This is a genomic window from Armatimonadota bacterium, assembly GCA_036504095.1.
In the GTDB taxonomy this organism is placed as follows: Bacteria; Armatimonadota; DTGP01; order JAKQQT01; family JAKQQT01; genus DASXUL01.
In genome coordinates this window covers 17,936-36,667 of record DASXVS010000024.1, presented here as the reverse complement: position 1 = coordinate 36,667, position 18,732 = coordinate 17,936, and the positions used below count along the sequence as shown (strand labels likewise).

Sequence of the window (18,732 nt, the reverse complement as noted above, 5' to 3'; positions counted from 1 at the left end):
GTCCGTGCGGGTGGCTTTGAACCGCACGGACCGCTTCCGCGGGCTGGGTCGGCGTGCCCTGAAGCGCGTGAAGGGCGTCTATTGCACGTGTATGCCGGCGCCTGATGTATGAAGACTCGGACGAAGCCACTGAAAGGGCCGGAGCCTTGCGTTCAGAGTGTGTGGAAGGCGCGGCACTGCACAGTATGAAGCCCGCTTTCGCGGGCTATCTTCGTTGCGGCCGGCGTTACGGGAGTACGGTGATGAGGCCATCGCGAACGAGCGAGAGAACGTGATCGTAGGTCACGTCGTCGGATGCATCGAAATCGATGACCTCGAGGCGGCACTCGCCCGGCGCAAGCGCCTTGAAGTGGATGTTGGCCATGTTGCCCCGGGCGCGGAAGGATCGCGCGGTGTATTGCACGATGACGAAGGTGTTCTCAAGGGACGCGCGGTTCGGCTTGTCGTTGAAGACGACCGTGGAGTCCTTCCAGTCGGCTGGCGCCGCGCTCAGCGGCCTGGCGATGTTGAAAGGACACCGAATCCAGACGTTTTCACCGCTGATATGTGCGTCTGACTGCTTATAGAACGGGACATCGAATTCCTGGCCCACGTGAACGGTCATGATGGGGAGAGCAAAGACCGCTCTGTTCGTGAGCGTTATTCGGCTGGCCTTCACGTACTGGTCAAGCCCGTCCAGCGGATCGAAATCCCGGAACAGCGGGGTGGCCGGCGGCAGGGGCGTGATATCTCTGACACGGCTCACCGGGTTGTCGTCAAACGGTTCGAAGTAGGTGTCGTATTGGATTTCGGGCTGGGCAGCGCTCGGCGAGGTCGGCGCGGGCGGCACAGGGGGTACGGCGGCGGTTTGGGCCATCGCCGGCGCCAGGACGCTGAACAGCCCCGCAGCGAGTGCGATGCGGGCAGGGGTAGTCATACTGAAGATCTCCCGTGATAGATAAGGTTAATGGTTTCCCGTGTTCATGACGCGGAATCCGCCGGTCACGTTCCGCGATGCCGTACCGGAAGACGCAGGAGTCTGCTTTACCTGCGCGGGTTTCCTGCCTCTATGATAGACATGGCGGCGGCCTCCAATACGCCGGCCGCGCCATACCAAACCCCATCGAGAGCGGAGAACAATACTGTGAGCAAGACCATCAACGCAGCCGTCATCGGCTACGGCGGCGCCTTCAATATGGGTCGCCTGCACCTGAACTGGATGAAAGCGGCCGGATTCACCCCCTATGCCGTCTGCGACCTCGATCCCGCCCGAACGGCTTCCGCCGGCGAGGATTTCCCCGGCATCAAGACGTTCACCGACTACCATCAGCTTCTGGCTGATCCGGACGTGCACCTCGCGGTCTGCATTTTGCCGCACAACCTCCACGGCAAGGTGAACCTGGACATCGTGTCGGCGGGCAAGCACTGTGTGTGCGAAAAGCCGTTCACCATCACCGTCGCCGAGGCGGACGCATGCATCGAGATGGCGAAGGCGAAGGGCGTCACGCTCTCCGTGTTTCACAACCGGCGCTACGATGGCGACCACCTGGCCATGATGGAGATCATCCGCAAGGGCGAGATCGGAGAGGTGTTCCACATCGAGGCAGGGATGGGGGGCTTTCACTTTCCCGGCGACTGGTGGCGCGCCGACAAGCAGATCAGCGGCGGAAACCTGTACGACTGGGGCGTGCACTTCCTCGACTGGGTGCTGGATCTGATCCCGGACCCCATCGAAAACGTGACCGGCTTCTTCCATAAGCGCGTGTGGGACAAAGTGTCCAACGAGGACCAGACCCAGGCCATCATCCGCTTCAAGTCCGGCAAGTACGCTGACGTCCGCATTTCTTCCATCGATGCGGCGCCGCGGGACAAATTCCGCATCCTCGGAACGAAGGGCGCCATCCAGATGAGCCACGAGTGGACCGGCGAGTTCACTCTACGGCGATACCTGGACGGCGAGCTCTGGGAGAAGAAGGTCAACTTCGAACGCAAGCACTATAAGGACGCCGGACAGGCGTACTATGACATGCTCGGGGCGCATCTCTTCGAGGGCGCTCCGCTGGCGGTGACCGCGGAAAGCGCCCGCCGCAACATCGCGGTCATCGAAGCGGCCGAGGCGTCCAGCAAGTCCCACCAGGCCGAACCCGTGGCGCACGAATAGCGAACAGGCTAAAAGTGACGGGTGTCAGGTGTCGGGAGCAACCCCGATCCCGATACCCGTCACCCAACTAGTGGGCGAATCGGGTACGCCGGGAGTAAAATGTCCCTGGCCGCGGTTGGCGGTTGGAGGACAAGTCTATGGAGCGGCTCACAACGTTCAGCCTGAATGTTCAAAATGATGGCCACCAGACGGTGGCCGCCGTGAAGGGCGAGGTTGATATAAGCAATGCGACCGAACTCGCGTTGCGGCTCGAAGGCGCGGCGAGACAGACGGACGGCGGCCTGACTGTCGACCTTTCAGATGTCAAGTATATGGATAGCAGCGGCTTGCGCTCGCTGATGGCGATCCACAACGCGCATCCCGACACACGGCTGGTCGTTCGTGACGGGTCACTGGTGGCAAGGGTGATTCGCGTCGCCGGCCTGTCCGACGTGTTCGAGGTTCTGGGGCGCGCGTGAAACAGGATCGGGGGAGCCCTTACGATGAACACACTAAGCGCTGATGCGACCAAGCGGCTCCTGATGATCCAATGGCTGGCGATGCTGGCCGCCGTTGGCGCTTACTACGGGCTTACGTATCTGGTCACCGGTGTTGCGCCGCCCCGCAACCCCCAGATGAAGACCGTGCTCAGTACTCTGGAGATACTGGCGGCGGTCGCGTTTGTCAGCGGCATCGTGCTTGAGGGCCTGTTGTTAGCGCGCGCCGCCAACCCCCAGAACGTCGTCACAAGCGGTATGGTGTCGGCTGCGTTCGGCGAGTCGATCGCCGTCTTCGGCCTGGTCTGGTTCTTCATGAGCCATGAACGTGTCTGGGAGTTCACCGCGGTCAGCGTTCTCTATTTTGTGCGCCTGTTCCTCAAACTGCCGGATTTCAGTGCCAGAATAGACACCCTTTCGCGGTAGGATCGGCATTTCACGAGTGTCACGGTACGACCGGCGTCCCGCCGGTTCCCGTCCCCAAAACCGGCGGGACGCCGGTCGTACCGCTAGAATACCCGTCTGAGCGCCTAGTGTGAGAGGCGGTCTATCTCTTCGGACAGGCGCTTGCGGAACGTCTCCGCGTCCGACGCCGCGATTGCGTCCACCTCTTGGCACAGCCACCGCCGAAGCGTGCCCGGCAGCCGCCGGTGGCGTTGAATCTCGGATTTCACCTGCCGCTTCGCGGTTGCCACGTCGTCCGAGGTCGCCGCGGCCGCTGCGTCTCGCAGAACATTTTGCAGCAGCGTCAGGCTGCCGCGGAATACCATTTCCATCCACTGCGTCATCTCTGTTCCTCCTTACCCCGGTCCGGCATCTCGGCCGGCGCCAGCCCCTGTTCCGCCAGAATCGCCGATTCCAGCAGCCATCGCATCGCGGCGACGGTCCTCTGCGCGCCGGCCTCTCCAAACACGGCTACCCCCGCGGCGGCCGCCAGCTGTATCAGCCGGTCCACCTCCGGCCGCCGCACCAGCGCACCCCAGGATTGCCGCCGCATCAATGAGCGGTTCGCGACATCATTTCGCCGATGACGCGGACCATCACCCCCGAGAAGACCCCCGTCACGAGCGTCAGGGCCGTCCCGAACACCCACAGAGCCACTTTCATCGCGCCACGCGCCTGCTCCAGGTCCCGGCCGGCGCCCTCCAGCCGGGCGTCCGCCGCCGCCACCCGCCCCTCGATGCAATTCCGCCATGCTGTCACCTCCGCGGTCCAGTCCTTCATCCACTGAGTGAGCACGGCGTGCGCGGTTGCCTGTTCCGCCACGGCCCGCGCCAGTTCCGCCTGCCCATCCCGCGCTTTCACGGCGTCTCGCGCGGTGCTCTCCTGAAGCGCCCTTACACCTTCTTCGAGCGCCGACAGAGCATCCGCGACCGATGATCTTGCTGCCATTCCGCACCTCCCCTCACACCTACAGGCCCGGCGGGCCCATCAGCAGACGCCTCGCGTTGGCCTCAAGGTGGCGGATACCGGTGCCGTAGCGCCGGGGCGCCGCCGGTTCGACGAGGTAGAAGACGCCGTCGACCACGTCCTTGATCAGCCATCGGTATCCCACCTCGGGATGGGCGCCGTCCAGCCAGATTCGGGCGCCCTCCGCTCGCATGTCGGCGAAGAGGGTCTTCACCGCGCTGTCGCCAAGCGGTTCCACGAAGGCGCGCGTCTCGAACTTCAGGGTCCACGTGGCGAGCAGCGGATCGAAGACTCCCTCAACGCCGCCAACCGCCTGCCACACACGAACTGTCGTCGTGAAATGCATACCGGCCTCCCGTGGGCTGAGACCCGACCACGGTAGGTCGTCCTCTATGCCCGACTCCGCGTCTCGGGCCTCAGCCCCGTTGCTTCAACCCTTGCCCCTACACCGTCCACCTCCGGTACGGCAGCAGCAGCCGACCGGCGGTTGTCTGAAGATTGCGAATCGTGTCACCGAACGCCCCACAGTCCGGGAATTCCTCCCGGGCGAGGCCGGTCACCTGCGTCTTCACCCCGTCGGAACGGTCCGCCTGGATTCGCGTGAGTATCTCGGCGGCGGACAGGCAGGCGGTGGCGCGCGCTATGTCCTCAGGCACCGCGGGGCCGTAGCCCCACATCCCGGCGATGGACACATTGCCGGCGCCCTCGGGTATGCGCGCTCCCGTGGCGATCCACAGGTAGGGCGGCCCGTCCAGCGGATAGGCCGTCGCCGATGGAATCGGCGATCCGTCCACAGTCACACCGTCCAGCCGGACCAGATCCGGCACGCGCAGCAGCAACCCGCCGGTGCCATCGATGTGTCGTTCGCTCGCCTCCGATGGCGGGGCGAACGTGCGCCGGCACCTCACATCCACCTCGGATGTGGCGGATGCAATCGCGGACGAAATCGCGCCGCTCTGGGCGGCCGCGTCGCCCAGAACCGTCAGATCCACTCCGGGGATCAGCCCTTTCACCGAATCCGCCTGGCAATAAGCCATCAAATGCCTCCTTAGTCAGGTGCCGGGTGCCGGGTGTCGGGTTTCCGTCTCCCGGCACCCGACACCTGACACCCGAGACCTAGACCGTGATTCCCGTGGTCACGACCATCGCGTCCGCTTCCTCGATCTTCACGTCCGCCGCGAGGTCGATCTGGTAGTACCGGACGCCACGTGAGATGACGTCCTTGCTGCCAACGTCGCGGCTCACACGCACGTCCGTCGCGAGGCCGATGATGAGGTTCCGTGGGTCGGTGAACACCAGGGCGCCGATCGGAACCGCGGGATCCTCGAGGATCGGGTAGCCGTATGGCGCCTTGCCGCCGGCGCCCAGCAGGATGAGGTCGCCGGAAGAGGCGACGTGATCGACGAGGGAGTCGTAGAAAGCGAATGCGGTGCGCGGGTGCATGATCCAGCGCAGTCCGTTGGCGGATGCGGTGGTCAGGTACTTGGTGGGCATCGCGGCGATGGCAGCCTTGAACTGCCCTTTGTCCATCGCCCCGCCGCTGATGGTTGAGCCTTCGATAACGTGCGCTGTTGTGGACGACTGCTTCAGCCACCCGTTGAGGGCGATGGTCAGCCAGTCGGTCGCCATGCCGACCGTGGCGCTGTTGCTGTGATTGGCCGCCACTGTGCCGTCAAAGCCGCGGATGAGGCTGCCGAACGAGCCTGTCGACCGCGACGCATAGAAGATCCGCTCGCTATCGATTTCCAGGACGCCGGACTCGGGATATCCGGCCGTGCTGGCCACGGAGATGCTCGTCGCGCTGGAGCTCAGTGCGGCCGAAAGGGTGGTGAGCGACGGCGCCACGGTGTTGCCGTTCCAGGCCAGGTCGTTGAGGTCAACGCCCACCTGTCGCGTCATCAGCGAGATGACCGTCTCCTCAAAGCGCTCACCCTCCATGTTGAAGCGGATGGCGTCCTCCGTGATCTCCCACGGAAGGGAGAGGTTCACGGCGTCCAGTTGGACCTGCGCGGCGGCCAGCGTGGCCATTCCGGCGACGGTCGTGCCTTCGGGACGCTTGCGGAGCAGGCGCGAGCCCACACCGATCTTGTCCACGTTCATCTTCCGTGCGCCCATCAGAACGCGGCGTGCGGCGGTGAGCATCGGCGTCGCCTCGAAGACCTGCTGCACGAACGCCTGGGCCTGGTCGGGATTCAGCACTCCTGTTGAAATGGTGGTCGTGCTGATCGCCTTGGTAATGGCTTCATTGTTGTTCACGGATTCTCCCCTTTCCGTCGCGCGGGCGCCTCGCCCGCTTCCGACGCTCGAAATGACTCTCTCAGATCACGCCGGCCCACAGGCCGCGTGCGGCACTCGGTGTGTCCTGCGACTGTCGCGGCGCGAAACCGGCCTCCACCGCGGCGAGTCGGCGTTCCAGTTCGGTGGCGGCGTCTCGGACGGCTGCCAGCGCCTGCTCGGCGTCGGATGTCCGCTTCTCGAGTTCCTCCATCCGCCCGCCTTCACGGGAACAAATGTTCTCTGTGGTGGCGGGCGACGCGCGACGCAGCAAACCGCCACGCTTGAAAATCACGAAGCGCCTCCCCGTCGCCGGTCGATCCACCAGCGACACTTCGTCCACCTCGATCTCGCTCAGTTCGTTCGGCATCTTTCCTCCTTTCGTGCCCCATACCGCGCTCATGTCTGACTCCCTCCCTCGTTGACGGGCGACCGTATGGCCCGGCCGCCCACGGAAAAGCCGGTCCACGCGCCTTCCTGCACGCGGCGCCAGGCGTCTTCACCCAACTGAACGCCCAGAACCCACGCTCCGGGCGCGAAATCCGCATCGTCGTTTCGTGCGATGAAGCTCTCCACCACGCGGCCCACTCCGCTGAATTGCTCGTGCATCCCACCCACCACGGCGCTTTCGGCGAGGAACCGGTGAGCCGCGGCCTCGATCTCCGGCGCGCGCACCACGTCGCCCTGCCCATCCACCTCGTCCGGCACGAGCACCTCCCCATATACGATTTGCTTTGGCATTTCCGCTTTCTCCGGATCTACCGCAGAGGACGCGGAGGACGCTGAGGAACGCAGAGTGTCCGATTTTGTCATCCTGAGCGCAGCGAAGGATCTCGACGTCGCGTTGAGATGTTTCGCTGCGCTCAACATGACATACGTGCATCCCTCCGTGCACCTCGGTGATCCTCCGTTTCCTCTGTGGTTATTTCGCAGCCGGGTACCCCAGCATGGCGCGCGCTTCCTCCACCGTCAGCACCGGTTGGCCGCCCACGAGTTTACTGGCCGTTTCGGCCAGGCTCACCGTATCGCGGAGATCCAGTTCCCTGAATCGGAACCGCAGGTCGGGCGCCAGGAAGTCGTCGCGGAGCAGACAGTCGAATATATGTTCTATCATGGTCTGCTGCGGTTCCACCACCTCCGACTTGAACGTCTCAGTCTCCTCGCGCCCGGATGCGTCGCCGAGGCGGCCCGCCTGGTTGATGCCGGCCTTGCTCATCGGCACGCGAAATGCCCGCACCTTGTTCTCGATGGCGAAGCGGCGGTAAGCCAGGAACGGCATCTCCTTCGTCGCCTGCTGCATCGGGATGAGCTCCATGCTCACGTTTTCACCCATCGTGGACGGGAGCGCCTCCATCACAACCATACCGTGATGCCGGTCCGCGCCCCGGTGCGCATCGCGCAGGAACGCGCGGATTTCGTCCATCGTCCCCTCGCTCAGCGTTCCGCCCTTCACCGCCAGCACGTAGTCCGGCATCATGCCGTTCTGGAAGAACGCGATGTTGCTGTCCTTCACGCTGGCGTCCGCCAGGATGTCCTTCGCCGCCAGATACGCCGGCGGGAGGCCGTAGTATCGGCTGTTGGGATTCGGCAGGCGGAAGGCGACGACCTCGTTCGCCCAGGCGCCTCCGTCCGTGCGGTGCCACGCTCCGGAAGTCCGAAGGGCGGCGCGGTCCTCGGCGCGAGGCGTGTACGGGTTGAACAGCGTGTAGCGATCGGACGACGTCCGCTGGCAGAAGCCGTCTCCGTTCCGGCGGCAGCGCATCTCGCGCGCCGGGACCCACCAGATCGCGGCCGGGCGGTCGCGACCGTCTCTGGCGACTTCGAGGTACGCGTTTCCGAGGAGGTTCAGGTCCAGGAACGCGAGGCGTAAGGCCTCGATCAGGGGGCGCTCGCGTGATCCCGTTTCGAAGAATGCGCGGGCAGTCTCGGTGTTTGCGCCGTCGCCCGTGATCTCCCAGCCTGTACCGCACGCCTTCGATGCGATGGCGTTGCAGCACAGGTAGACGTCCGGGTCCTCCTCATAGGTGCGCGCCAGGGCGGCCAGGTCGTATGGCGGCGCTTCGCACTCCATCCGGTCATAGGCAAACGTATCGGTTTTCTGCTGGCTCCGCGGCGGCGCCGGGATGCGTTTGGCTACTATTTGCGGCATCGCGGGACTCCTTTCAGGTGGCGAAGTTTTTTCGCCTCTACTTACTAGCCCGCGAGAAGGCCCTTTTGTCTGAACTATTTTCGCAAAAACGGCCTTTGACGCTTGAAAATGATTTTCCGGAGGCCCGAATCAACAGAATACAGGGATAGAAACGGCCTGGTTGCCAACCGCGCTACCGACCGCCTCAAGATAGTCGTTCGCTCGCTTTGTTGCATGCATCGAAAGGGGTTCGCGATGCGCATATCTTCTACCGTCCGGTTGCTCGTTGGCCTGTCCCTCCTGTTGGCCGCCCCCGCCCGTGCGGCGGTTGTCTACGTCAACAAGAACGCCTCCGCAACCGTCCACGACGGCAAATCGTGGGGTACAGCTTTCACCACGGTCCAGGCGGCGGTCAGCGCCGCTGCTGCTGGTGACGAGGCGTGGGTGGCGACGGGGACATACACGGAGAATATCATCGTTCCCGCGGCAACGTCGGTCTCGCTTTACGGCGGATTTGTGGGGTCTGAGGTCAGCCGTTCAGGCCGGAGTCTCGGCCCGGAAGCAACAATCCTGGATGGCAACTCCAGTGGTTCGGTGGTCGCAATTCGTTCCCCAGGTGTGACCATCGACGGTTTCACTATCCGAAATGGTGCGGTGGTTGTGGGCAACGTCGAGCCGATACTCAACTTCGGAGGTGGAATATCGTGCAACGCCGACCGCGTGGTCATCACGAACAACGTAATCACCAGGAATGCCGTGTATTCGGCGGGCCGCAATTCGTTCTGGAATCAAGCCGCATCGGGCGGAGGCGTTAACTGCACTGGAAATGATGCACTCATTGCTAACAACACTATCACGACGAACACAGCTGAATACGGCGGCGGCATTGAGTGTACTGTGAACAACGCTGTAATTGCGAATAATAAGATAACGTGGAATCGGGCCACTGGATATACCACACCTAACCCTATGAACCTTCCACAGTGGGGGACGACCACGGCATATGGCGGAGGCATGGATCTGTGGGGGACCAACGTCACCGTCCGAGGCAACGCGATTACCGACAACTCGATAGACGTGAACTACAACACCACCGCCGTTTCCGCAAGCGGCAGTGGCGGTGGAGCACGGTGCTCTGGAGCGGGGCTCATCTTCGTGGGCAATATCGTCGCACGCAACTCCGTCAGGGTGCTCCTATACGAGTTTCGCAGCCATTTGCCATACCCCAGTGGTTCCGCTAATGGTGGCGGTGTCTACACTACTTCTCCAACGGCGCTAATTGGGAACAACCTCGTCTATGACAACCGCGTGGTTGGCAACCTCACGAGCGCTGGCGGCGGAATCGACGCTGCCCAGGCCACAGTGTCGAACAACACGATCGTGGGCAATTCAGCGACATATGATACCGGTGCAGGCGCTAGTGGGGGCGCTCTGCGGGCCGCCGCGGGATCTGTGTTGGCAAACAACATCATCGCTGCAAATGGTGGGCCTCTGTCGCTATCGGGTGTCACGACTTCACGCAACGACATATTCGGCGAGGCATCCGCGCCCGGATCAACGGACATCATCGCAGACCCGCTGTTCATGGATCGCGCTAACGGCGACTTCCACCTCAAGGCCGGTTCCCCTTGCATCGACGCTGGTGACGACTCCGCTGTGTCTGCGGGAGAGACGGACCTGGACGGCAACCCCAGGATCCGAGGCGCGCACGTGGACATCGGGGCATATGAAGTCGTAGCGTCAACGACCAGCATCTCTCTTGGCGCGAACGCGGCGGCGCCACCCACGGCAATCGACGGCGTGGTCTACGTTGCCGGGGAGAACGGCAAGTTATACGCGTTGACCAGCCCCGATCTGAACACGATATCCGGCTTCCCAGTGGACATAAGTGCGACGGTGGGTACTCTCGTGCGGCTCAACTCCCGCCCGGCAGTTTACTACGGCAAAGCGGGTAAAGCCATCTACATGACCACAAACCTCGGTCACGTGGTGAAGTTGTGGCCGGACGGGAAGGTCGCCTGGACCACCACGTCTCTTAACGGCCCAACCATGTCCACTCCGGCCGTCACGCCGGACGGAAGCGTCTACGTGGACCTGGGGCTCGGCACAACCAATGCTGCCAGCTATCTGTTCAAGTTGGACGAGGTCACCGGGGACACGAAGTACGTCTCACCTTGCCTCGGCTCGTCACCGGCGACTGCCATCATCGACCGTTCCGCCGCCATCGACCCACGCTACGCCTACGTCAACGCAAGTGGTAACGTGCTTGGGTCGTTGGCGGTACTCAACCAGGACACCCTGACGGTCCGCGCCTCCTTCGCACCGGGCGAGGACGCGCTGGCGCCGTTCCTGAACGGCCAGAATATCTATGTCGCCACCAAAGGCGGCACCGTCTACAAGGTGAACGGCATCACGATGAGCGCGGACATGGCGTTTGGCACGCTTGGCTCCGTGAAGATGGGAGAGGCCGTCACCGCCGGCCCGTTCCTGAACGCTGGCTCAGTGTACGTGGGTTCCGCGACAGGCAAGGTCTGGAAGCTGGACGCGGCCACCGGATCGAAGAGCCTGTTCCTCGACGGCGGAACGAACGCCTCCATCACCGGGCTGCTGGCGACGCGAGGAGTGATGGCCTTCGGCACGGCAAACGGAACGCTACAGCAGGTCTCTTTGGCCAACCCCTCAACCAGGAGCATTGAAACCCTCACCGGTCCCCCGGCCGGCGGTCCCGTCTACGACGCGGTCCAGAACCGCTTCATCATCGCCACCACCGCCGGACAGCTGTACTCCGTGCCGGCTATCTGAGAAGGCTACAAGCAAACGAGAATCCGATGCATCATTGGCCCGTTGTTTACGACCCAAGCGGAGTCGAAAAAGCCATTGTGCTTCGACTCCGCTTGGGTCAAACTCAGGACCGGCTCTTCGTCGGTGCGCTCAGCATGCCTCACGCTGATCTACAGCCGGAAAGTCCATCACGGTCCCTACATTAGGGGGCTCTGTTCTATCGTTCGCCACACCTGGCTCTTGTCCTTTCGCCTGGTGTCGAGAACGATGGCCGAATTGGTCTTGTCGGACGAGGTCGAGACGAACAGCGCGGTCCCCTTGAGGCGAATCAGGTACGTTCCGCCAGGCTGCTTGAGGAACTCCCACAGTTGGGGCGCACCCTTCTTCAGAGGCTGTTGTACTAGTGCAACCCCTGCCTTAGGCGTTGAAGTCGGCTGAATGGTCTTCGCCGTGAAGAGGTTCCTCAGTTGGAAGGTATCGGCCGAAACCTTCTCGAACTTCCACGTCATGCACTTCCAATTGCTGTGATCATACAGAACGATCTTGTTGCCGTCGCTCGAACCGGCATCAAAGGGCCGGAGGTTCTTACCGGTCAACACGTTCTGAATCGCGAAACCGGTTTCTGCTGCCCTGGCCTGGGCATACCCGGCAATCGATAGCGCTACAACAGCGCTGATAGAGATGAAAAGCTTCGGGGACATTCGTTTCTCCTTACCAGATCGTCAGTGATGAATATAACAACCGCGCCAGGTTACGGCGCTTTTCGAGGGCATCCTCTGCGCAATCGCCGTTAGCGATACCAGCGATACCGAGGGCGTCGGAGTCGGTCAGTTCGGTCTCCTTGAAACACAGTCTGAATCGATAGTAATCCGTGGAGTCGGCGGGCAACCGAGCGCAGGCTGTTACGTCCGTTTGGGTCGACTTACGATGAGTTGCGCTCAGGCAGACAGAGCGTTCTCCGCGCTGGGCGCCACTCTTACGAAATGGCTATGTTCCCGCCCCCAAGCCCTTCCAGAACCAGCTTCGCCACCAGTGCGTTGCCGCGTTCGTTGAGGTGGACGCCGTCCGTGGTGAGCCAAAGCCGGATCTCGCCGGTTTCGCGACGGTGGTTGGCGATCTCGTCCAGAAAGGCCTGCTGCAATGGGATGTAGCGGCTTTCGGTCACCGCGGCGATATGCTCCAGCACCCCGTTGTAGTCGCGCAGGATGAGGTTGCCCTTGCTGTTGGCTTCCTCCTCGATGATCGTGGTGGAGAGGATGACCGGCATCACGCGATCGCCTTGCGCGGCCTCGACGATTGCCTGTATGTTCTGACGGAACGCCGGAAGCGCGATACGCCGAGGACCGCTGCCATCGGGATGAAACGCGTCGAATCCGTGCCATACGTCGTTGATTCCGCAGGAGATAGTCACCAGGTCCGGCCGGTGGCGCAGCACATCACGCGTGAATCGCGCGCGCATTTCGTTGGAACGATGCCCGCCGATGCCGGCGTTCACGACGTCGATCCCGCGGTCCGTCAGGGCGCTTCGGATGAGGGAAACGTAACCGCCGGGCTCTTCACCCTGCTCGGTGATGCTGTCGCCGAGGCAAACGATGCGGTGCGCGCCGCGCAGAAGATCGGGAAGTGGCATGGCTCTGGGTTCCTCCGGGGTAAAATGGGTTCAAAGGCATGCTGACGCCGTGCGCGGAAGGTGGTCAAGCCGACCTCCGGGTGGCGGCTGCCAAAGAGTCCGCCGCCGGACCGGGCGGCGGACAGCCGATCGGGGATCAATAGGTTCCGCAGATGAGGTCGGTTTTGCCGTATTTGTTCGTGCGCCAGTCCGCGTAGCTTGAATACTGCTGAGCGTGACCATCAAGCATCACGGAGATGGGGCGGCCCTTGAGAGCGAGGGTGCCGGCGTCCTTGCCCGCGTCCGGGGTGTGCCAGAATCCGAGTTCATACGCGAGCGGAATGTCGGTCGCTGTGGTTTTGGATCCCATTGAATCCACACTGGGCGGGCCGATCTTGCCGGCGTCGTTGGCGGTGCCGTGCTGCACCCCCAGTCGCGTATTGAACCAGTAGCTGCCGCCGCCGTGATACAGGTACCACGGTTTTCGGGGTGGCACGGCCTTCTTTCCGCCGTTGTCGTCAATGGCGATGGTGTATGCGCTGAAATACCCGGTGTCGCTGGGGCAGCGCCAGTGTTGAAATGACCCGCCGTACGGCTTCATCACGTTCCACACCAGCGGGATGGCCGGCTTGCCGAACTTGCCTTCGAAATACGTTGAATCGGACGGATCCTTGGCGTAGGGCAATTTCTGGTCGTTATCGTCCGAGTACATCTTGAATTGGAGGCCAACCTGTTTGAAGTTGCTGAGGCACGTTGTCAGCTTTGCCCGTTCGCGCGCTCTGGCGAAAACCGGGAACAGGATGGCCGCCAGAATGGCGATGATGGCGATGACCACCAGCAACTCGATCAGCGTGAATGCTCGTTTCATCATGGTACCTCCGGATTACGGCTCGCCTGTGCGTGATTCATTATACCACCGCGTCAATCGGTGTGGGTAGGCGACGGCCTGTGGTCGCGCGGTTGGGCGGTCGCTATAATCTGTGTCATCCCTCTGGGCCGTATGCACACTCCGAAAGGATATCTTGATGAAAACAATACGCCTTGCGGTTATATTCGCCGCCGGCGCCGTCCTGGCGGCCGTGCCGAGCGGCGCCCAGGACTACCAGTTCAATTCCGGGAGTCCGGATGGTCTGATCGCCACGGCCTCGCGTCCTGACTCAACCGGCAGAATCGAGATCGAATCGGCGGATGACTTCATCATCGCGGCGCCGACTCGACTGACGCACAGCACATTCACCGGGCTGATCACCGGCGGCGCAACGTCCGCCGACATCGGCAATGTGCGGGTGGAGATATACCGCGTGTTCCCGAATGACTCTAACAACCCGCCCGACGGCCGCGTGACCACACGCGTCAACTCGCCCTCGGACGTCGCTTTGCTGAGCCGCGACGCGCTGACGGCGGGCCTGCATTTCCACGCATCGGCCCTCAGTGGCAATTTCGCCGCCGCCAACTCCGTCCTGAACGGCATCAACCCCATTCCCGGCGAGTTCACGGGCGGCGAGGGCCCGGTGACTGGCGTCGAGACGCTCTTCGATGTGTCCTTCGACGTGCCCGTTGATCTCCCAGCTGACCATTATTTCTTCGTCCCCCAGGTTCAAGTGAACAACCCGAACGGTGAGTTCATGTGGCTCTCGGCGCCGAAGCCCATTGTGCCGCCGGGAACGCCCTTCACCCCGGACCTCCAGACCTGGATTCGAAACGGCAACCTCGCCCCCGATTGGCTGCGGGTCGGCACGGACATTACGCATCAGGGCCCGTTCAACGGCGCCTTTTCCCTGACGGGCGCCACTACGCCCACCATCCCCGAGCCGTCGTCGCTCTTGCTGCTCCTCTCGGCCGGGCTCCCGGCCATCGGCACGCTCCGCCGCCGCAAGGCGTGACGAATATACGCCCAGACAAGAGGGCGTTCGTGGTTTCCACGAGCGCCCTCTTGCTACACTCATCTCCGTGGACATCGCCGCCTGGATATGGTTCCACCGGTTGGAACTACCGCCGTCCAAAGCCCACCGGCTGCTGGAAGACTTCGGTGCGCCGGAAGCCATACGCGATGCCAGTCCCTCCGACCTCAGGAACGCCGCCGCGGACCTCCATGCGGACACGCGCCAGCGCCTTCTGGCCGCACAGTCCCAGACCGACGTCTCCAGGGAACTCGAGGCCCTCGACCGCGTCGGTGCGATCGCCATCCCCTTCACCTCGCCGGCCTATCCGGCCCCGCTCAAAACCATCGCCGACCCGCCGGTGATGCTCTACGTGCGCGGCGAGCTGAGCCCGGACGATCGCATGGCGGTCGGCATCGTGGGAAGCCGGCGCTGCACGCACTACGGACGCGCCGTCGCCGCCCGCATCGCGAAGGACCTGGCGGACCGCGGCATCACAATCGTCAGCGGGCTGGCGCGTGGCGTCGATACCGAGGCCCATATCGGCGCCCTGAAGGCCGGTCGCACCATCGCCGTGCTGGGCAGCGGCGTCGACGTCATCTACCCGGGCGAGAACCGCCCGCTCGCGGACGAGATCGCCCTGAACGGCGCCGTCATCTCGGAGGCTCCGTTGGGCGCCCAGCCCGACGCGTGGCGCTTCCCGGCGCGCAACCGCATCATCAGCGGCCTCAGCCTGGGGATCGTGTGCATCGAGGTGCCGGTCGCCAGCGGCGCGCTCATCACCGCCACGTTCGCCTCCGAACAGGGACGCAGCATTATGGCCACGCCCGGCGACATCACCAACGGCAAGAACACCGGCTGCCATCAGCTCATCAAGGACGGCGCCGCGCTGGTGGAAACCTACGAGGACGTGCTGGTCGAACTCGGCGTTCCGACCCACGCTCTGCCCAGCGCCCCCGCCGAAACGCTGCCACTTCCGCTGGACCTGACCGACGACGAGACTCTGCTGATGAATACTCTGAGCCTCGCCCCGGTCCAGATGGAGGACCTCATCGCCCAAACCGGCCTCTCCGCCCCTCGCGCGTCCTCCGCGCTGATGATGCTGGAGATTAAAACACTGGTGAAGCGCCTGCCGGGCAACGCGTACGTCCGGGCAGGGTACGGGTGACATGCAATGCGCTAAGCTTGACCGACAACAAGGAGACACGGCTATGAAGACTGACTTGGCAACGAAGGTATTGTTGGGTTTTTTGGGGAGTGGCTTGTGGGCGCTCGCGGTGGCACATTGGCAGGTGCCCGTGGTCACGGCGAAGGTGGCGGCGCAACCGGCTGTGCCGAACGTGGTAAGGGCGCGGCGGTTTGAAGTCATCAATGCAAACGGGAAGAGAAGTGCTGTGCTTACCACAGACAAGCATGGTCCCCGCCTTAGCCTCATGGACGAAAATGGACAGACCAGAGCATTTCTTGACACAACCAAAGACGGCCCGAGCCTCAACTTCCTGGACGCGAAAGGCGCGTCCAGATGCGGCCTCTTCTTAGGCAAGGAAGGCCCCGTCCTTGGTCTCCTGGATGAAGATCCGAAGGGCGGAGCCAAGTTCGGTGCCAACGGTATCTTCCTCCGTGATGCGAACGGGACGGTCAGGGCGACGCTTGGCACAATTGCTACAGAGACCAGTATTCTCCTCTTCGACAGGAGTGGAAAGCTCGTATTTCGGGCGCCGCGGTAGGCGCTTCTTGGACTGCCTGACGGCAGAGCTTTGGCTAGCACGCAGTTCACGATAGCCCGAGCGCTCCGATTCCGGAGGTATGATGTTTCTCTATAAATACGCTAAGGCGAACCGGATCGCCGATCTCCATGCGCGGAAGATCCGCTTCACGCAATTGAGATTCCTCAACGATTATTGGGAAGGTAAAGCCCTCGTTCTCGCAGTACTCGATCGGGAGAAGCAAACCAGGGACTTCGAGGAAATGCGGGTAGGTACTCCTGCAGAACGAGCCGCCAAGCTAGGAACGTACTTTCAGGCGCTCGGGGAATCTCCAGCGGACGCAGAAGAGAGGGTCAAACTCTTTGACTGGTGCTTAGCCCATGATCCATCCGCCGTTGAGAAGTTCCTTGACGATAGCCTCGAGGCGATGTGGGTTGCGGCAACCGAGGCCCAAGAAGCACACTTGAAGCCCCTCATGGTCGATAGCATTCGTGCTAGCGTAGGGGTGCTTTCGTTAACCCAAAATCCAAGCGACAACCTGATGTGGAGCCACTATGGTGACGAAGGCCGCGGGATAGTATTCGAGTTTGACTCCGCCGATCCTTTTTTCACGTTTGGACTGGACACGGGCAATCCCCTTTATGGTTTGCGCCCAGTCGATTATATGAAAGGCAGGCCCGAAATTCCGCATATGGAAGATGAACAACAGACTTGGAAAAGGCTTCTTTTTACCAAACCTGAAGTCTGGCAATACGAGCAGGAATGGCGTCTTCCAAGGTTTCTGACCGATGGCAGCGCATCTGCAAGCGACCCGGATGTCGTCTTGTTCGATTTGCCGCCTACGACTGTTACGGGTGTGATATTGGGTCCGCGAATGACACAGGGGAAGCAGGCCGAGATCATCGATAGCCTCCGCATCGACAGTGACCTGAGCCACATTCGTATCTTGAGGGCCAAATTGAGCGAGACCACATACGACCTTGAAATTGGGCAAGTCGCATGAGTAGTCATTGACTGGCTCTGACCGACGATAAGTGCCTCCAGAGGAACACGCTCAGCCTAGCGCCGGTTCAGATGGAGGACCTCATCGCCCAAACCGGCCTGCCCGCCCCCCGCGCGTCCTCAGCGCTGATGATGCTGGAGATTAAAACACTGGTGAAACGCCTTCCCGGCAACGCGTACGTAAGGGCAGGGTACGGGTGAGTAGAATTATCCGCAGAGGCACGCAGAACGGCGCAGAATCTGAAATGTTCTGCGCCTTCCTCATGCCTAACGCGTGGCGAGCAGCCATTATTGGGATGTGAGTACGGTGATGAAGACCGGTGTAGTGATAACCTAGCACTAACTGAGCGCTAGGTTGATGGCTCAATTCCGGGGGGTGTTGGGATGGGGTGTCTACAGATTGTGGTCCTTGTTTTCGCCATGGGTGTCACCATTGGGGCGAGCGCTAGGGATTCCTGGCTTGAACCCGCTGTTATCGCCGGACTTGCTATTTTCGCTGCTGACACGGTGTCTCAAAAAGCGCATTTTCGCCGCACGGCAGCCGCGGCTGGACATCCAGAGCGCTCAGCCCCTGCGTTCATTGGCTACGCCATTGGTATGGTCCCTTTCGATGTCGTGGGTACATGCCTGTGCGCGTGGCTTGCGCACTACCTGGTCCAACATTATGGATTGCCGGCACCAAAGATCACCCCGCTCTTCGTTTTGATGCAAGCGTTCTTGGCCGCGCTGGTCTTTCTATCCGTTCTGAACGGGTTCCTGAGAGGCCGATCCAAGAGCCGTGTGGATGCGGTGCTGGGCATGATAGGCGTCGTGTATTTCATTTCCTGCTTCACGCTCTGCGGCATCCTGCAGGGGTTGGTCTCCATTGGTACTATGCTTGTCTACGGCTTGCTAGCTCGCCCTGTTGCTCAGAGTGTGTCGTTTCGCCTCTTGGGGTACCGAACCACTGTGCGCCAATCAGACAGATTCGGTGACATTTCGATGGTCTCGGGTAGGGGAGAGGTAATGGAAGATCTTTTCGGCCAGATGGACGCCAAGAGTGAGAAACAACGGAACTACATTGAAGCCGTCGCAATCAGCGAACCTATCGCGCACCTGTTGCAACAACACGGAAAGTCCGTCGATGACCTCTCAGACGACATGCACTATCTGCTTGCCGCCGGTTTGGGAGACCTATCGTACGATCTTATCAGCGAACCTGCGTCTCTCGTTCGTCTGTGGGAACTGCAGGCACAGGGACTCCCATCAATTGACGTAGCTTGGGCGCTTTCTTCACACCGCGGAGACTAGGCCATCTTGTACAATCGGGGCGCACCCATCCAGAAC

22 protein-coding genes are annotated in these 18,732 nt (G+C 62.0%); 9 read left to right on the top strand and 13 right to left on the bottom strand.

Features of this window, described 5'->3' with window-relative positions:
• Positions 1-226 precede the first annotated feature (226 nt).
• Positions 227-916: a hypothetical protein gene (locus tag VGM51_04160; GenBank protein HEY3412237.1), complete on the bottom strand. Its 690-nt coding sequence runs from the start codon at positions 914-916 to the stop codon at positions 227-229.
• Between the two features lie 207 nt (positions 917-1,123).
• Here VGM51_04160 and VGM51_04155 point away from each other — a divergent pair, with 207 nt between their 5' ends.
• The 3 genes from VGM51_04155 (at position 1,124) to VGM51_04145 (ending at position 3,042) form a co-directional block, all read left to right on the top strand.
• Positions 1,124-2,140: a Gfo/Idh/MocA family oxidoreductase gene (locus VGM51_04155; GenBank protein ID HEY3412236.1), complete on the top strand. Its 1,017-nt coding sequence runs from the start codon at positions 1,124-1,126 to the stop codon at positions 2,138-2,140.
• 137 nt (positions 2,141-2,277) lie between these two features.
• Positions 2,278-2,598, top strand: a complete 321-nt coding sequence (locus tag VGM51_04150; protein HEY3412235.1) for an STAS domain-containing protein — start codon at positions 2,278-2,280, stop codon at positions 2,596-2,598.
• 24 nt (positions 2,599-2,622) lie between these two features.
• On the top strand, positions 2,623-3,042 hold the full coding sequence (locus tag VGM51_04145) for a hypothetical protein (GenBank protein HEY3412234.1): 420 nt from the start codon (positions 2,623-2,625) through the stop codon (positions 3,040-3,042).
• Between the two features lie 104 nt (positions 3,043-3,146).
• On the opposite strand, the gene VGM51_04140 is transcribed toward VGM51_04145, so the two are convergent.
• The 9 genes from VGM51_04140 to VGM51_04100 all read right to left on the bottom strand — a co-directional run bounded on the left by VGM51_04140 (position 3,147) and on the right by VGM51_04100 (position 8,449).
• Positions 3,147-3,404 (bottom strand): hypothetical protein, encoded by a 258-nt coding sequence (locus VGM51_04140; protein ID HEY3412233.1) that lies wholly within the window; start codon positions 3,402-3,404, stop codon positions 3,147-3,149.
• Positions 3,401-3,613 carry a hypothetical protein gene (locus VGM51_04135; GenBank protein HEY3412232.1) on the bottom strand — a complete coding sequence of 71 codons (213 nt, stop codon included), beginning with the start codon at positions 3,611-3,613 and terminating at the stop codon, positions 3,401-3,403. The genes VGM51_04140 and VGM51_04135 overlap by 4 nt, the downstream gene beginning before the upstream one ends.
• Positions 3,613-4,008 (bottom strand): hypothetical protein, encoded by a 396-nt coding sequence (locus tag VGM51_04130; protein ID HEY3412231.1) that lies wholly within the window; start codon positions 4,006-4,008, stop codon positions 3,613-3,615. The genes VGM51_04135 and VGM51_04130 overlap by 1 nt, the downstream gene beginning before the upstream one ends.
• 19 nt (positions 4,009-4,027) lie before the next feature.
• Complete coding sequence (locus VGM51_04125; protein ID HEY3412230.1) at positions 4,028-4,372, bottom strand: hypothetical protein; 345 nt, start codon at positions 4,370-4,372, stop codon at positions 4,028-4,030.
• 97 nt (positions 4,373-4,469) lie between these two features.
• Positions 4,470-5,063 carry a hypothetical protein gene (locus tag VGM51_04120; protein HEY3412229.1) on the bottom strand — a complete coding sequence of 198 codons (594 nt, stop codon included), beginning with the start codon at positions 5,061-5,063 and terminating at the stop codon, positions 4,470-4,472.
• Positions 5,064-5,142: 79 nt separating this feature from the next.
• On the bottom strand, positions 5,143-6,282 hold the full coding sequence (locus VGM51_04115; protein ID HEY3412228.1) for a hypothetical protein: 1,140 nt from the start codon (positions 6,280-6,282) through the stop codon (positions 5,143-5,145).
• A 61-nt stretch (positions 6,283-6,343) separates the two neighbouring features.
• Positions 6,344-6,670: a hypothetical protein gene (locus VGM51_04110; protein ID HEY3412227.1), complete on the bottom strand. Its 327-nt coding sequence runs from the start codon at positions 6,668-6,670 to the stop codon at positions 6,344-6,346.
• Between the two features lie 29 nt (positions 6,671-6,699).
• Positions 6,700-7,041, bottom strand: coding sequence for an XkdF-like putative serine protease domain-containing protein (locus tag VGM51_04105; GenBank protein HEY3412226.1), 342 nt, complete (start codon positions 7,039-7,041; stop codon positions 6,700-6,702).
• 181 nt (positions 7,042-7,222) lie between these two features.
• Complete coding sequence (locus VGM51_04100) at positions 7,223-8,449, bottom strand: phage portal protein (GenBank protein HEY3412225.1); 1,227 nt, start codon at positions 8,447-8,449, stop codon at positions 7,223-7,225.
• A 234-nt stretch (positions 8,450-8,683) separates the two neighbouring features.
• Between VGM51_04100 and VGM51_04095 the strand changes: the two genes are divergently transcribed.
• Positions 8,684-11,230, top strand: a complete 2,547-nt coding sequence (locus VGM51_04095) for a choice-of-anchor Q domain-containing protein (protein ID HEY3412224.1) — start codon at positions 8,684-8,686, stop codon at positions 11,228-11,230.
• A gap of 176 nt (positions 11,231-11,406) precedes the next feature.
• Here the strand turns inward: VGM51_04095 and VGM51_04090 are convergent, their stop codons facing one another.
• The 3 genes from VGM51_04090 to VGM51_04080 form a co-directional block, all read right to left on the bottom strand.
• Positions 11,407-11,910 (bottom strand): RICIN domain-containing protein, encoded by a 504-nt coding sequence (locus VGM51_04090; protein HEY3412223.1) that lies wholly within the window; start codon positions 11,908-11,910, stop codon positions 11,407-11,409.
• Between the two features lie 275 nt (positions 11,911-12,185).
• Entirely contained in the window at positions 12,186-12,839 is a 654-nt protein-coding gene (locus tag VGM51_04085) for a GDSL-type esterase/lipase family protein (protein HEY3412222.1), read from the bottom strand.
• 136 nt (positions 12,840-12,975) lie between these two features.
• Positions 12,976-13,686 carry a prepilin-type N-terminal cleavage/methylation domain-containing protein gene (locus VGM51_04080; protein HEY3412221.1) on the bottom strand — a complete coding sequence of 237 codons (711 nt, stop codon included), beginning with the start codon at positions 13,684-13,686 and terminating at the stop codon, positions 12,976-12,978.
• Positions 13,687-13,843: 157 nt separating this feature from the next.
• On the opposite strand from VGM51_04080, the gene VGM51_04075 reads away from it, so the two are divergent.
• The 5 genes from VGM51_04075 (at position 13,844) to VGM51_04055 (ending at position 18,696) form a co-directional block, all read left to right on the top strand.
• A complete protein-coding gene (locus VGM51_04075; protein HEY3412220.1) occupies positions 13,844-14,701 on the top strand; it encodes a PEP-CTERM sorting domain-containing protein in 858 nt (285 codons plus the stop codon).
• 100 nt (positions 14,702-14,801) lie between these two features.
• Entirely contained in the window at positions 14,802-15,866 is a 1,065-nt protein-coding gene (gene dprA, locus VGM51_04070; protein ID HEY3412219.1) for a DNA-processing protein DprA, read from the top strand.
• A 43-nt stretch (positions 15,867-15,909) separates the two neighbouring features.
• Positions 15,910-16,425 (top strand): hypothetical protein, encoded by a 516-nt coding sequence (locus VGM51_04065; protein HEY3412218.1) that lies wholly within the window; start codon positions 15,910-15,912, stop codon positions 16,423-16,425.
• A 79-nt stretch (positions 16,426-16,504) separates the two neighbouring features.
• Positions 16,505-17,407: a DUF2971 domain-containing protein gene (locus VGM51_04060; GenBank protein ID HEY3412217.1), complete on the top strand. Its 903-nt coding sequence runs from the start codon at positions 16,505-16,507 to the stop codon at positions 17,405-17,407.
• A gap of 419 nt (positions 17,408-17,826) precedes the next feature.
• On the top strand, positions 17,827-18,696 hold the full coding sequence (locus VGM51_04055) for a hypothetical protein (GenBank protein HEY3412216.1): 870 nt from the start codon (positions 17,827-17,829) through the stop codon (positions 18,694-18,696).
• Positions 18,697-18,732 lie beyond the last annotated feature (36 nt).